This is a genomic window from Pseudoalteromonas lipolytica (genome assembly GCF_001306915.1).
GTDB classification, from domain to species: domain Bacteria; phylum Pseudomonadota; class Gammaproteobacteria; order Enterobacterales; family Alteromonadaceae; genus Pseudoalteromonas; species Pseudoalteromonas simplex.
This window is the reverse complement of record NZ_LJTC01000012.1, coordinates 48,822-61,764: the sequence shown is the minus strand read 5'-3', so window position 1 is coordinate 61,764 and position 12,943 is coordinate 48,822. Positions and strand designations below refer to the sequence as shown.

At 41.8% G+C, this 12,943-nt stretch carries 16 protein-coding genes and 4 tRNA genes; 5 read left to right on the top strand and 15 right to left on the bottom strand.

The window, feature by feature from the left end; genetic code table 11:
• Positions 1 to 4: 4 nt before the first annotated feature.
• The 8 genes from AOG27_RS16720 to AOG27_RS16685 form a co-directional block, all read right to left on the bottom strand.
• Positions 5 to 991, bottom strand: a complete 987-nt coding sequence (locus tag AOG27_RS16720; protein WP_054554148.1) for a DUF2333 family protein — start codon at positions 989 to 991, stop codon at positions 5 to 7.
• An 8-nt stretch (positions 992 to 999) separates the two neighbouring features.
• A complete protein-coding gene (locus tag AOG27_RS16715) occupies positions 1,000 to 1,506 on the bottom strand; it encodes a copper chaperone PCu(A)C (protein ID WP_054554147.1) in 507 nt (168 codons plus the stop codon).
• Between the two features lie 80 nt (positions 1,507 to 1,586).
• The gene (locus AOG27_RS16710; RefSeq protein WP_054554146.1) at positions 1,587 to 1,913 is read right to left on the bottom strand and encodes a hypothetical protein; all 327 of its coding nucleotides are present in this window, start codon (positions 1,911 to 1,913) and stop codon (positions 1,587 to 1,589) included.
• Between the two features lie 9 nt (positions 1,914 to 1,922).
• On the bottom strand, positions 1,923 to 2,129 hold the full coding sequence (locus AOG27_RS16705; protein WP_054554145.1) for a PspC domain-containing protein: 207 nt from the start codon (positions 2,127 to 2,129) through the stop codon (positions 1,923 to 1,925).
• A gap of 10 nt (positions 2,130 to 2,139) precedes the next feature.
• Positions 2,140 to 2,814: a PspA/IM30 family protein gene (locus AOG27_RS16700; protein WP_054554144.1), complete on the bottom strand. Its 675-nt coding sequence runs from the start codon at positions 2,812 to 2,814 to the stop codon at positions 2,140 to 2,142.
• A 248-nt stretch (positions 2,815 to 3,062) separates the two neighbouring features.
• Positions 3,063 to 4,040, bottom strand: coding sequence for a tRNA dihydrouridine(20/20a) synthase DusA (gene dusA, locus AOG27_RS16695; RefSeq protein WP_082389307.1), 978 nt, complete (start codon positions 4,038 to 4,040; stop codon positions 3,063 to 3,065).
• Between the two features lie 234 nt (positions 4,041 to 4,274).
• Positions 4,275 to 4,697, bottom strand: coding sequence for a hypothetical protein (locus tag AOG27_RS16690; protein ID WP_152967165.1), 423 nt, complete (start codon positions 4,695 to 4,697; stop codon positions 4,275 to 4,277).
• A 154-nt stretch (positions 4,698 to 4,851) separates the two neighbouring features.
• A complete protein-coding gene (locus AOG27_RS16685; RefSeq protein WP_054554142.1) occupies positions 4,852 to 5,472 on the bottom strand; it encodes a MarC family protein in 621 nt (206 codons plus the stop codon).
• Positions 5,473 to 5,566: 94 nt separating this feature from the next.
• Between AOG27_RS16685 and AOG27_RS16680 the strand changes: the two genes are divergently transcribed.
• From AOG27_RS16680 to AOG27_RS16670, 3 genes are all read left to right on the top strand, one after another.
• The gene (locus AOG27_RS16680) at positions 5,567 to 6,001 is read left to right on the top strand and encodes a transcriptional repressor (protein WP_054554141.1); all 435 of its coding nucleotides are present in this window, start codon (positions 5,567 to 5,569) and stop codon (positions 5,999 to 6,001) included.
• Between the two features lie 73 nt (positions 6,002 to 6,074).
• Positions 6,075 to 6,542, top strand: coding sequence for a chemotaxis protein CheX (locus AOG27_RS16675; protein ID WP_054554140.1), 468 nt, complete (start codon positions 6,075 to 6,077; stop codon positions 6,540 to 6,542).
• A complete protein-coding gene (locus AOG27_RS16670; protein WP_054554139.1) occupies positions 6,539 to 6,964 on the top strand; it encodes a secondary thiamine-phosphate synthase enzyme YjbQ in 426 nt (141 codons plus the stop codon). Before AOG27_RS16675 ends, AOG27_RS16670 begins: the two co-directional genes overlap by 4 nt.
• A gap of 139 nt (positions 6,965 to 7,103) precedes the next feature.
• Here AOG27_RS16670 and AOG27_RS16665 read toward each other — a convergent pair.
• The 5 genes from AOG27_RS16665 to orn all read right to left on the bottom strand — a co-directional run bounded on the left by AOG27_RS16665 (position 7,104) and on the right by orn (position 8,526).
• Positions 7,104 to 7,179, bottom strand: a tRNA-Gly gene (locus tag AOG27_RS16665).
• 92 nt (positions 7,180 to 7,271) lie between these two features.
• Positions 7,272 to 7,347 (bottom strand) — tRNA-Gly (locus tag AOG27_RS16660).
• A 183-nt stretch (positions 7,348 to 7,530) separates the two neighbouring features.
• Positions 7,531 to 7,606: transfer RNA gene (locus tag AOG27_RS16655), tRNA-Gly, on the bottom strand.
• Between the two features lie 185 nt (positions 7,607 to 7,791).
• Positions 7,792 to 7,867: transfer RNA gene (locus AOG27_RS16650), tRNA-Gly, on the bottom strand.
• A 113-nt stretch (positions 7,868 to 7,980) separates the two neighbouring features.
• The gene (gene orn / locus AOG27_RS16645; protein WP_054554138.1) at positions 7,981 to 8,526 is read right to left on the bottom strand and encodes an oligoribonuclease; all 546 of its coding nucleotides are present in this window, start codon (positions 8,524 to 8,526) and stop codon (positions 7,981 to 7,983) included.
• 122 nt (positions 8,527 to 8,648) lie between these two features.
• On the opposite strand from orn, the gene rsgA reads away from it, so the two are divergent.
• Together rsgA and asd are read left to right on the top strand one after the other, a co-directional pair.
• On the top strand, positions 8,649 to 9,707 hold the full coding sequence (rsgA, locus tag AOG27_RS16640; RefSeq protein ID WP_054554137.1) for a small ribosomal subunit biogenesis GTPase RsgA: 1,059 nt from the start codon (positions 8,649 to 8,651) through the stop codon (positions 9,705 to 9,707).
• Positions 9,708 to 9,725: 18 nt separating this feature from the next.
• Positions 9,726 to 10,592, top strand: coding sequence for an archaetidylserine decarboxylase (asd, locus tag AOG27_RS16635; protein ID WP_194442951.1), 867 nt, complete (start codon positions 9,726 to 9,728; stop codon positions 10,590 to 10,592).
• A 64-nt stretch (positions 10,593 to 10,656) separates the two neighbouring features.
• Here asd and AOG27_RS16630 read toward each other — a convergent pair whose 3' ends face one another.
• Both AOG27_RS16630 and thiE read right to left on the bottom strand, forming a co-directional pair.
• Positions 10,657 to 11,412, bottom strand: a complete 756-nt coding sequence (locus tag AOG27_RS16630; RefSeq protein WP_054554136.1) for a HesA/MoeB/ThiF family protein — start codon at positions 11,410 to 11,412, stop codon at positions 10,657 to 10,659.
• A gap of 1 nt (position 11,413) precedes the next feature.
• Positions 11,414 to 12,937 (bottom strand): thiamine phosphate synthase, encoded by a 1,524-nt coding sequence (gene thiE, locus AOG27_RS16625; RefSeq protein WP_054554135.1) that lies wholly within the window; start codon positions 12,935 to 12,937, stop codon positions 11,414 to 11,416.
• Positions 12,938 to 12,943 lie beyond the last annotated feature (6 nt).

Sequence of the window (12,943 nt, the reverse complement as noted above, 5' to 3'; positions counted from 1 at the left end):
CATTTTATCCTTGCGCTAAAAGTTCGCTAAGTTCAATTAGAGCCGCATTGGCTCGAGAAATATAATTCGCCATGACCAGTGAGTGGTTAGCTACAAAACCAAAGCCACTGCCATTTAAGATCATTGGGCTCCACACTGTTTCTTGCGTGGCCTCTAATTCACGAATAATTTGTTGCAGACTAACACGAGCGTTTTTCTTTTCTAAGACATCGGCAAAATCATATTCAACCGCTTGCAAAAAGTGTAGTAATGCCCACGTTGCACCACGCGATTCATAAAACACATCATCAATTTGCCACCAAGATGTTTTCACTTGGTTCTGTAAAGGAGCATAAGTTGCTTGATGAGCCGCGGTATCACCTGCTAAATCTGTATTCAAACGATCTTGACCAACACTTGCACTTAAACGCTGGCTCAAGCTGCCAAGACGTTTTTCTGCTTCTTTTAGCCAGCCACGTAAGTTATCTGCACGCGCATAAAATTGACTATCACGATCGTTCTGATCGGCAATTTGAGTGCGGTACACAACGAGTAAATCAATGCCCTTTTGATACTCAGTTTCAGCACTTGGCCATGCCCATGCTACCGAGCTAATATTAAATTGCGGTTGTGCTTTTTTTAACGCTTCGTGTTCAGTTGATTGAGACTGAGAACGGCTGAAATCTTTACGCATCGACAAGACTAAATCGCGGGTCATTTCAAGCGCGCCATATTCCCACGCCGGCATGTTATCCATCATTACGCTCGGTGGCATCATATCGTTAGATAAATAGCCGCCAGGCTTATTTAATAATGTACTTGCTACATTGATCAACGTTGTGGTTGTTGTATAGCCTGTTACAAACTTTTCACCACGCATCTGCGCTTCTTGTTTAGCCTTACTTACAACATCCATACGAGCTGGTTCACTACTCCAGTAAACAGCAATCGCGTAAAAAATAATTAATATAATAAGTAATGCACTGGCTATTTTTCCTTTATGCTCAGACATAATATCTCCTAGTGATGTGAGTGCCCTTTACTTTTTTGTGATGCCTGTTCAGACATTTCTTGTAAAGACACAACTTTAGCTTGAGTAAAAACTCGATTGCCGTCATTAAAATATAGCGTGAGTTTGCGCTCTTGCCCTGCTTTTAGCTGCTCTTCAGGTTCAAACACCATTAAGTGATAACCACCTGGTTTAAATTCAACACTGCTGTGGCCATCAATTTTTAATGATAAAACCTGTTCCATTTTCATCATGCCATCAACATGAGTATGTTGATGAATTTCAACACGACCTAAACCATCAAGCTCTGCTTTAGTTAACACTGCTGCGTGTTCACTTGGGTTAGTAATGGTCAGATAAGCAACACTTGCTTTACTGGCTGGTAAAAATTCACGTACCTGCGCGTTACTTACAGTAACTTCGGCAACATCGCTGTGGTCATGACCACTATGGGCAGATGAAAAAGTACTAAAGAATAAGCTTGCGGTAAGAAAAGAGAGTGCGGGCCACAGTTTCATTATGTTTTAATCCTTGTTAAGACATTAACTTACCCGCTAAATTTAGCATATTTTATGTATTAAGGCAGTTTATTCGTACCTTAAGCTGGCGATTTTTTGTTATCGGCAATCAACCAGCATAATGCCGCGATAAGTAAAAGTGGCCATGCAATCATTACTGAGCCAAATAAAAACGCAAGCACAACACCAATCAAAGCAACAACACCTGCGCCAAGTAGGCCAATAGTAAATAACGCCACACCTGCAACGACGGCAATGACTGCCACTATTGCACCGATGACTTCAAGCCCAGCCCAACTCATGTCAGCAATTGACAATGGTAATTGCCATGAGTCAAAGGATACAAATGAAACTGCATCAGTGCATAGTAATAACATTGCCAAAATGATGATAGCTAACGTTTTCATGCTCTACTCCTAGTAACCTTTCACTGGTAAAGTGCAATGAGCCACTAAATAACCCACGCCGATTAACAGCGGCATTTGAATAAGTAATATGATCATGACCAAGCGTGTTGACCATACCGGGAATCCCAAGCGCGCAGCGAGTCCGCTACACACACCCGAGATCTTTTTGTTACTTAGATCACGGTACCAACGTGTCGATGTGTGATAAGTATTCATCATTAACCTCCTAAGCCGACTGCTTCATCGTTGCTTTTAAATCTGCAAGCTCTTTATCGATAGCCTCATCTTTCTCAAGGGCTGCGATTTGTGCTGCTGTTGAATTTGCAGCATCACCTTGTGTAAGTTCATACGCTTCCACTTGCGACTCAATGTTTTCAACGCGCTGCTCTAAGTAGTCAAAACGTGCTAATGCATCTTCAACTTTACTGCTATGCAGCTGCTCTTTTACTTTTAAGCGTGCTGTAACAACGCGTTCTTTTTGCATGTAAGTCAGCTGTTTGGCTTTTGCATCTGCAAGCTTGTTTTGTAAACGCTGACAATCCTCTGTCAATTTAGCGAGTGACTCTGCCACTTTATCCATTTCAGCTTGTTGTGCTTCGATTTCTGTCGTTAAACGCTGCTTTTCAACTAATGCTGCTTTGGCAAGATCATCACGATCTTTACTCAACGCTTTTTCTGCTTTCGCTTGCCAGTCTGCTACTTTCGCTTGTTTCGCTGCAATTTCACGCTTCATTTGTTTTTCTTGCGTTAAAAATGTCGCAGCAGTTGCACGGCATTCAGTCAGGGCATCCTGCATTTCTTGCACGAGAAGATTAAGTAACTTTTCAGGATCTTCAGCTTTGTCTAATGCTGCAGAAAGGTTTGCCTGAATAATGTCATTTACGCGATTTAATACACCCATGTGACTCTCCTGTTGATTATTGGGTTAATACAGCTAGGAGATTCCAATTCTTGTGCCAACTAACGAATAAAATAAATTTATTATTTATATACAATAAGTTAGATTAATTAAATTTAGATTCAGGCTGACTAGTGACTGAATGAAAAATAACTAATTTGACTAAATAATTAACTTTTTCACTAAATTTTAGGATCAAAAAAAGCCACAAAATGTGGCTTTTAAATAGGCTATTTTTAATAGGCTTGTGATTAGGCTTCTGGGACAAAACTTAAAGCTTTATCCATAACAGATAAATCGGCCGCTTTACCATGGCCTTTTTCTGAAAGGTGGCGTCTGAAACCACGCGCACCAGGTTGGCCTTGGAAAATCCCCAACATATGGCGAGCAATATGCCAAAAGTTAGCGCCTTTGCTCATTTCATCTTCAATATAGTCATACATCGAGCGTACAACCTGATGACGACTTAGCGTAAAGGCTTCATCACCATAAATATTTTCGTCGACCTCAGACAAAATAAACGGATTACTATACGCCTCACGACCAATCATGATGCCATCAACATAATCAAGGTGAGCCACACTATCAGCAATTGTTTTCACGCCACCATTTAAGCTTAAGTGCAGTTGCGGATAATCTTTCTTCAACTGATAAACGCGCGGGTAATCCAGAGGTGGGATCTCACGATTCTCTTTTGGGCTTAAGCCATTTAACCACGCTTTACGCGCATGAATAATAAAGTCATCACAACCAACATCATGACTCGCTTCAATTAAAGCACATAAAAACTCATACGAGTCTTGCTCATCAATACCAATGCGCGTTTTAACTGTAACAGGAATAGTCACTTCGGCCTTCATTGCAGCAACGCAGTCAGCAACCAGTTTAGGCTCAGCCATTAAACAAGCACCAAAACGACCATTTTGCACACGGTCAGACGGACAGCCAACATTTAAATTTACTTCATGATAACCGCGCTCTGCTGCTAACTTTGCACACTTAGCCAACGCTTCAGGATCTGAGCCACCAAGTTGCAATGCCACTGGACCTTCATGCTCATTAAAATGTAAGTAATCGCCCTTACCAAATAATATAGCGCCGGTTGTCACCATCTCAGTGTAAAGCACAGCATGCTTAGTCATTTTGCGGTGAAAGGTTCGACAGTGACGATCAGTCCAATCTAACATGGGTGCCACGGAAAAACGGCGGTTTAATGTCGTTGTGCTCATAACATGGCCCCTTTAAAGATCAATGCATTTACTTGCAACTTAAATTACCTAATACGATTAACGCTTAATATAGCGATGACACATACCTTTAGGCATGCACCGAATGAAAAATTGCAGCCATTATACCACCGAAGCTAACTCCCGGCATGGCTTAATCGAAGATCAGATGATGAAAAGAGACGAAGAAGTGTACTGCAATCTCACTTCTTTGAAGAATAAGCAAAAATGGAAAGGTTACATCTTCACTTCATTTAGAAGATGTTCAAGATTTTGGCCCGTAAGCTCTAAAACAGTAATTTCGAGTTCTTTGTAATCCTCATTTTTCAGGTTAACTAGCTTAGCACCAACAGCTATTCGTGCGATTTTCTCAACGGGGTCTATTTCTACAATTTCAATTGATGCTCGCGTGTCGTGATCTTTTGATTGCACATAATACTCGCTAAAGAAGGTACCATCAGCACGGACATTTGGATTACTGTCAGACACAGACTGCAGGAGCGTGCCTTTCTTTAAATCACTTTTACGAAGTGAGAAGCTATATTCAGCCACATTGGCATGACCAACAATTACAGTTACGGCGCTTTCACCATTAATTTTAAAATCATGATCTGTTACTTCGATGACTTTTAGCTTACCACTATCATAGGTCGGCTCCATGCAAGCACCTAAACTAAAAACCAGAAAGACAGATAAAACAACGTTTTTGATTAGCATTCTTTGTTCCTTAAAATTTATATTGCCTTCTTTAAAGTTAGATAAAAGAAGGCAATTATTCAAAATTTAAATCACTGAAAATGCACTTTAAATTAAACTACGCAACGACACTTAAACCAAAATAGTGAGCAATACCACCTAAGATATTAGTCACCGCCACTGACGATAGAATTAAACCCATCACCCGGCTAATGATACTTGCGCCACTATCGCCTATTAACTTATGAACATGCGTAGCAAGTAGAAGTAAAACCAACACAATTACTAATACCAAAAGCATGATTGAGGAAGTTACAAGCTGTTCATACCAAGTGTATTCGGTATTTCGAGTCATTAGTACTGCACCAAGCATGGCACCCGGACTGGCAATAGAAGGAATAGCCAAAGGAAAAATAGCGGTTTCAGTGCTATCACGAACGCTTTTTATCTCGGTTTCAGGTTTACTTTCACCAAATATCATCGACAGTGCAAAAAGTAATAGCACAATTCCTCCAGCAATCTGAAACGCCGAAAGAGGAATGTTAATCGCGTTTAAGAGTAGCTCACCTGCAACAACAAAAAATAATAAAACCAGCGCCGAAACGCCAACCGCCTTTAAAGCAACTTTGCGTTTGAACTTAGCATCATCCCAGCGCGTAACAGCAATAAAAACGGGAACTGTGCCTATTGGATCGATTACCGCAAAAAAGAAAATGAATGCCGCTAGCAATTCACTCATTAATCAAACTCCCTAAAAACGTGTTAGCGAATAAAAACACTGCAACTACAATACAGTATGTTAGTATATCACGGTAGCGTAAGGATAAGAGAAGATGAATATAGAATCACTCGTCAGTAAAGCAAAACAAGTATGCGATAATCGTGGTGCTCGTTTCACACCCATCCGTGAAAAAGTATTCCGCCTATTAGCTAGTGCGCAAGGTGGTGTGGGTGCTTATGACCTATTAGAACAACTTAAATTAACTGAATCAGGCGCAAAACCAGCCACTATTTATCGAGCGCTCGATTTCTTATCGGAACTTGGCTTTATTCATAAAATTGAAAGCACCAACTCATTTATGTTGTGCCATCATTTTGATCACATCCACCCTGTACAATTATTAATTTGTGATAGCTGTGGTTATGTAAAAGAATTACATTCAACAGTAATTTCTCATGAACTTAATAACTTAGCTGCAGAAAGTGGATTTATTGTCTCTGGACAAACAATCGAAGCGCATGGTAAATGCGAAAAATGCAAAGAATAAGTGCGGTGTTTGAAACAACCACTACACTTAAAGTATGATTAACGGCATTTCGAAACCTAAGGGAAAATAAATAATGAATGTGGAGTTCATCAACCCTTTTTTATCATCATTATTAAATGTATTGAGCACCATGGCTCAAACAGAATTAAAGCCGGGTAAACCTAGTTTAAAGAAAGACGAACTAGCCCGTGGCGATGTATCAGGTTTGATTGGTATGGTTGGCCCACAAACTAAAGGTTCACTTTCAATCACCTTTGATGAAAATCTAGCTCTGACCATTATGGAAAGAATGCTAGGTGAACGCCCTGATACGGTAAATGAAGAAGTAACCGACATGGTAGGTGAAATTACTAACATGGTAACAGGTGGCGCAAAAAATCTACTTGGCGAAAAAGGCTATGAGTTTGATATGGCAACGCCAGTTGTAGTGTCTGGTAAGGGACATACAATTGCTCATAAATGTGAAGGCGCCAAGGTATTAATTCCATTCACGTCAGCTGATGGTAACGCCAATATTGAAGTTAGCTTTGATAAACTATGAGCTGGCAGCAAAAAACCATTCAATTGAAGCCTCGCTCACGAGGCTTTCACATCATTGATGACGAGCTACTTCGGCAACTTCCAGAGATAACACAATACAAAGTCGGCTTATTACACCTATTCATTCAACACACTTCTGCAAGCTTAACTATTAACGAAAATGCAGATCCTACAGTTAGAATGGATATGGAAAGTCACTTCAATCATTTTGTGCCAGAACGACAAAGTTATTACCGCCATGATTATGAAGGTGATGACGACATGCCTGCCCACATAAAAAGCAGTACTTTAGGTGCTGAACTCACTATTCCAATTAACCAAGGCCGTTTAATGCTTGGTACCTGGCAAGGTATCTATTTAGGCGAACACCGAGATCATGGCGGTGTAAGACGCATTGTCGCGACGATTCAAGGTCAGATCTAAAACTAGCTGTAAGCTGTAAGCTGTAAGCTGTAGGCTGTAAGCTGTAAGCTGTAAGCTGTAAGCTGTAAGCTGTAAGCTGTAAGCAAATCTTGCTATTAACTAAATTATTTAAGAAAGTGTTTTGGGATTTTTTAGAGATTGGAGCGGCACACGAGGCTCGAACTCGTGACCTCAACCTTGGCAAGGTTGCGCTCTACCAACTGAGCTAGTGCCGCATAAATAAGTTGTAAGCTGCAAGTTTCTAGTTTCAAGCTAATGCTTTCAACTTTCCCCTTGAAACTTAAGCCAATTTCTTTTGGTGAGAAATTGGAGCGGCACACGAGGCTCGAACTCGTGACCTCAACCTTGGCAAGGTTGCGCTCTACCAACTGAGCTAGTGCCGCTTTTAAGTAGTCAGTGATTTGTCCGTTGTCGCACAACCTGAAGGTTGCGGTGAAACGTTCTGGCAACTGAGCTAGTGCCGCATCAAATAGTTTCTAGTTACAAGATTCAAGTTACAAGTTTGAATAGCTTGGAGCTTTCAACTTTATTCTTGAAACTTAGGCCAATTTCTTTTGGTGAGAAATTGGAGCGGCACACGAGGCTCGAACTCGTGACCTCAACCTTGGCAAGGTTGCGCTCTACCAACTGAGCTAGTGCCGCATTCAAAAGTAGTCAGTAATTTGTCCGTTGTCTCACAACCTGAAGGTTGCGGTGAAACGTTCTGGCAACTGAGCTAGTGCCGCATCAAATAGTTTCTAGTTACAAGATTCAAGTTACAAGTTTGAATAGCTTAGTGCTTTCAACTTTCTTCTTGAAACTTAAGCCAATTTCTTTTGGTGAGAAATTGGAGCGGCACACGAGGCTCGAACTCGTGACCTCAACCTTGGCAAGGTTGCGCTCTACCAACTGAGCTAGTGCCGCAAATTATAACTTTCAACTATAAAAGTTTAGCTAAAGACATACCAACCCCGCGGGGGTTAACGTCTTAAGCGGGGCAGGATTCTACAATAATCCGATGTGTTTGCAAATGTTTTTTACAAATTAAAGAATTTTTCTTGGTAAACCTTTAATTCCATGATCGAATCTTTGATATCGTCGAGGGCTAGATGTGAACCTTTTTTGTTCACTTGCGCTAATACGTCAGGTTTCCAACGACGTGCAAGTTCTTTAACGGTACTCACATCAAGGTTACGGTAGTGAAAGTAGTCTTCCAATTCAGGCATGTACTTATTCATAAAACGGCGGTCTTGGCCGATAGAATTACCACACATAGGTGAAGCACCCGCAGGTACCCATTGCTTTAGAAATGCCAAAGTTTGATCAATAGCATCTTGTTCAGTGAATGTGCTTGCTTTACAACGAGCTGTTAAACCAGATTGACCGTGCTGAGTCGTGCACCACTCGTCCATACCATCAAGCAGTTCATCGCTTTGATGAATAGCAATAACAGGGCCTTCGGCCAAGATGTTTAAATCACTGTCGGTGACAACAGTGGCAATTTCGAGTATTTTATCTGTTGCTGGTTCGAGGCCTGTCATTTCTAGGTCGAGCCAGATAAGATTTGATTTATGAAAAGACATAGTTACCTTAGCGGTGCTTTCCTTTAGATCCAACGCATTTAGATATATCATATTAGTATCATCAGTCGACCTAAAGCTTTTTTTTCAAAAAGCCCGACATTTACTCAAGTTATAGGCCAAAAGTGGCAAAACAAAAGAAATTAAGTAAAGGCCAATCGCGTCGAATTAAGGCCAATCATCAAAAACGCCTCTCTAATGCAGACAAAAAGCAACAGAAAGGGGCAACTGTGCAATGGCAAAATGACAATTTAGGCCCTGCCGAAAATGCGGTTGTGATCAGTCGATTTGGCCAACATGCCGATATCGAAACCGAGTCAGGCGAAGTATTGCGCTGTAATATACGCAGAACAGTATCGAGCCTTGTTTGTGGTGATGAAGTTATTTTTCGCCGTGCAAAAGTTAGCGAAGGCGACTTAGCTGGCGTTATTGAAGCAACCCATGAGCGTCGCTCACAACTAACGCGCCCTGATTTTTATGACGGGGTGAAAGTCGTCGCTGCCAATATCGACCAAATTTTAATGGTCTCTGCGGTATTGCCTGAGTTTACACCAAACATTATCGACCGCTATTTAGTTGCCTGTGAAGACATGGGGATTGAGCCAATTTTAGTGCTTAATAAAATAGATTTGATTGACGATGAAGGCCTTGCTTTTATTGATGAAATTCTCGATATCTATCGTGAGCTAGGTTATCAAGTACTATTAGTCAGTAATAAAACGGGTCAAGGCATTGATGAGCTTAAACAAAAACTGGTCGATAAAAACAGCATTTTTGTTGGTCAAAGTGGTGTGGGTAAATCAACCTTAGTGAACACTGTACTGCCTGATGCTGACATCTTAACCCAAGAAGTATCTGAGAACAGCGGCCTTGGTCAACACACAACAACCGTATCGCGATTACACCATCTACCAAGTGGTGGTAACCTAATCGACTCACCGGGAATTCGTGAGTTTGGCTTATGGCATTTAGATGTTGAGCGCGTTACATGGTGCTTTAAAGAGTTCCGTGATTTTATTGGTGGCTGTCGTTTTCGCGATTGTAAGCATTTAAACGATCCAGGCTGTATAATTCGCCAAGCTGTTGATGATGGTGAAATTTCAGAACTTCGTTTTGACAGTTACCACCGAATTTTAGAAACTATGGCCGACGGCCGTGCTGGTGCACGCGCTCCTCGCGTATAACTATTTAGGAAAAAACAAGTGAGTTTAGATAAATTCAAAATTGCTATGCAATATGCCATGCCAAAACATTTCATTTCGCGCATGGTTGGCAAGTTAGCAGCAGCAAAAGCGGGTGGCTTAACAACGGCCTTAATTAAATTGTTTATCAAACAATACAAAATTGATATGACTGAGGCTAAATACCCAGATCCAGCTCATTACAAAACTTTTAATGAGTTTTTCACTCGCCCGTTAAAAGAAGGTATTCGTCCACTTGCTGAAGAAAGCGACATTATTGCTCACCCAGTTGATGGTGCAATTAGCCAATTAGGCGATGTAGTAGACGGTCAAATCATCCAAGCAAAAGGCCATGACTACAGCTTACAAGCACTCCTTGGTGGCAAAGAAGAAGACACAGCGCCGTTTTTAGGCGGTAAGTTTGCAACTATTTATTTAGCGCCTAAAGATTACCACCGTATTCACATGCCTGTTGATGGTACGCTGAGCAAAATGATCTACGTACCGGGTGATTTATTTTCGGTAAACCCGTTAACAGCGCAAAATGTACCTAACCTATTTGCTCGTAACGAGCGTGTTGTAGCTATCTTCGAAACCGAAATTGGCCCGCTAGCCATGGTACTTGTCGGTGCGACAATTGTTGCTAGCATCGAGACTATTTGGGCAGGCACAGTAACGCCACCAGCAGGTAAAGATGTATTTAGTTGGAATTACCCAACTGAAGGTGACAATGCGATTACTCTGAAGAAGGGTGAAGAAATGGGTCGCTTTAAATTAGGCTCTACCGTTATTTTAGCCTGGGGCGCAAATCAAGCTGAGTTCTTATCAGATCAACACCCAGAAACAGTGACGCGAATGGGCACACCATTTGCGAAAATTAACGACTAATAAGTTCAATTAAGCAAACCACTTGAGCAATAGTGGTTTGCTTAAAATTCATTATAAACCGCGCCTACACCCCACGATTACACTCTGAACATTCACTATCTTTTTGAATATTAAAGCACTGCTGCATTAGTGTTAGCCCATCAAATTGAATAAACTCGCTACCCGTTTTATGGCCAAGCAATATATTGATAGCCAATAAACTTTGCATGCTCCCCATAACACCCAGCAACGGGCTCAATACCCCAGCATTGTCACAATTAAGCGCTGTTTGCTCCTCCGTTTGTGGGAATATACAGCCATAGCAAGGACTCTGTTCATCACGAAAATCAAAACTCATCACCTGCCCCTGCGTTGCAATAGCGGCAGCTGATACAAGTGGGATAGATTTAGCTAAACAATAGCGATTAACCAAATAGCGGGTAGCAAAGTTATCACTGCAATCGAGGATGATGTCAGCACCTTCAAGTAGCTCAGCACAGTTACTTTCATCAAGCTTTTGGCATAGAGGCTTAACCGTAATTTGATTATTTAAACTGCCTAACACCTTGGCAGCCGCCTGTGTTTTTGCCTGCCCCATGTGGTTTACTTTATAGAGTATTTGTCGCTGTAGATTTGAAAGCTCAACTTTATCGTCGTCAATCAAAGTGAGCGTCCCGATTCCTGCAGCCGCTAAATAAAACAATGCCGGTGAGCCAAGCCCACCCGCTCCGACAACCACAATATGTGCAGTTTTTAACTTTTGCTGCCCTGCATGCCCCACCTCTTTGAGTAGCAAGTGGCGGCTATAACGAATTTGCTCTTTGTCGCTTAGCGCGCTCATATTATGGCTGACCTTCGACCAGCTGTTTTAACGTGGCAATGGCGGCTTGGTAGTCTTCGGCTTCAGTAATCGCACGCACTACGGCAACACTGCCAACCCCCGTGCTCGCAACTTGCTCTGCTCGTGATATATCAATTCCACCAATTGCCACCGTTGGATAATCAGCCATTAGCGGTACAAATTTTTCGAGCTTTTCTAAACCTTGAATTTGCCCTGTCATGTCTTTGGTGGTAGTTGGATAAATAGCACCAAACGCCATATAACTTGGTCTGTAATTATGTGCACGTAGCATTTCATAAAAGCCATGAGTCGACACACCTAAGCGTAACCCTGCCTCTTTTATGGCGATTAAATTAGCGGTTTGTAAGTCTTCTTGTCCTAAATGCACACCATAAGCGCCGTGCTTGATCGCCAATTGCCAATAATCATTGATATATACCTGCGCATCGTACTTCTGCCCCAACATAACCGCACTTGCAATCGACTCTTCAAGTGCTGCATCGTCTGCATTTTTCATTCTTAATTGAACGGTTTTAACCCCTTCTGCTAAACACTTCTCTAACCAATCAACCGTATCTACAACGGCATACAGCCCAAGCTGTTTAGAGTCGCACTCGGCAAAACCTGCTGCCATGGTAAAATCAACCGGGCAATCAAAGTCGAGCTCATCACCCAGCCAACTTCCCGCTTCGATGACTTGTGGGTAATCAGCTAGATTTGTTGGAAAGCAAGTGTGTGCAACGGGGCCAATCCCTTCACCATATCGAATGGCTGCTTTTAATCCTTGGTTTATATAGGTTTTCGCTAAAATAAAGGCATCTTTGAGAGGATACTGTTTGGTTAAACACGCAGCAATCACAGAGGCCATACTGCATCCAGTACCGTGACTATGCGGAGTTTGAATTTTTTCGTTACCAAGCCAATATTCCTGCTCACCTTGCACGCAGTAATCAATGCAATAGCCACTTGGGTAATCCCAGTGACCCCCTTTGATGATCACCGCTTTTGCACCATAGCCTGTTAACTTCTTTGCGGCCTCTTTCACTGCGCTTGGGCCAATCAGGTAAACACCAGTTAATAGCTGTGTTTCGTGGGTGTTCGGTGTTACAACATCGACTAATGGCAATAAACACTCTTTGATAGCACTAACAGTATCTTCTTCTGTTAATAAATCACCACTTGAGGCAATGGCAACCGGATCATAAACAACCAAAGGCGGCTCTGCCCAAGTTGCTTTGTAATGTTTTAAATGCTCACTAATAAGCTGTATTTGCTGCACATTGGCAAGCATGCCAATTTTAATCACGCTGGCAGGCATATCACTGGCTAAGGCTAATAGTTGCGACTCAATCACTTCTGTTGAAATCGGGTTAAGTGCTTCTACACCTAAACTATTTTGTGCCGTTAAAGCAGTAATAACCGTACAGCCATGTACATTAAAACTTTGCATTGCCTTGATGTCGGCTTGAATTCCTGCACCGCCGCCCGAATCTGAGCCAGCTATGGTCCATACAACCTGATTCATGTTATT

Coding starts and splice junctions, on each gene's coding strand:
- AOG27_RS16720 (WP_054554148.1), bottom strand. CDS start 991: ATGTCTGAGCATAAAGGAAAAATAGCCAGTGCATTACTTATTATATTA.
- AOG27_RS16715 (WP_054554147.1), bottom strand. CDS start 1,506: ATGAAACTGTGGCCCGCACTCTCTTTTCTTACCGCAAGCTTATTCTTT.
- AOG27_RS16710 (WP_054554146.1), bottom strand. CDS start 1,913: ATGAAAACGTTAGCTATCATCATTTTGGCAATGTTATTACTATGCACT.
- AOG27_RS16705 (WP_054554145.1), bottom strand. CDS start 2,129: ATGAATACTTATCACACATCGACACGTTGGTACCGTGATCTAAGTAAC.
- AOG27_RS16700 (WP_054554144.1), bottom strand. CDS start 2,814: ATGGGTGTATTAAATCGCGTAAATGACATTATTCAGGCAAACCTTTCT.
- dusA (WP_082389307.1), bottom strand. CDS start 4,040: ATGAGCACAACGACATTAAACCGCCGTTTTTCCGTGGCACCCATGTTA.
- AOG27_RS16690 (WP_152967165.1), bottom strand. CDS start 4,697: ATGGAGCCGACCTATGATAGTGGTAAGCTAAAAGTCATCGAAGTAACA.
- AOG27_RS16685 (WP_054554142.1), bottom strand. CDS start 5,472: ATGAGTGAATTGCTAGCGGCATTCATTTTCTTTTTTGCGGTAATCGAT.
- AOG27_RS16680 (WP_054554141.1), top strand. CDS start 5,567: ATGAATATAGAATCACTCGTCAGTAAAGCAAAACAAGTATGCGATAAT.
- AOG27_RS16675 (WP_054554140.1), top strand. CDS start 6,075: ATGAATGTGGAGTTCATCAACCCTTTTTTATCATCATTATTAAATGTA.
- AOG27_RS16670 (WP_054554139.1), top strand. CDS start 6,539: ATGAGCTGGCAGCAAAAAACCATTCAATTGAAGCCTCGCTCACGAGGC.
- orn (WP_054554138.1), bottom strand. CDS start 8,526: ATGTCTTTTCATAAATCAAATCTTATCTGGCTCGACCTAGAAATGACA.
- AOG27_RS16630 (WP_054554136.1), bottom strand. CDS start 11,412: ATGAGCGCGCTAAGCGACAAAGAGCAAATTCGTTATAGCCGCCACTTG.
- thiE (WP_054554135.1), bottom strand. CDS start 12,937: ATGAATCAGGTTGTATGGACCATAGCTGGCTCAGATTCGGGCGGCGGT.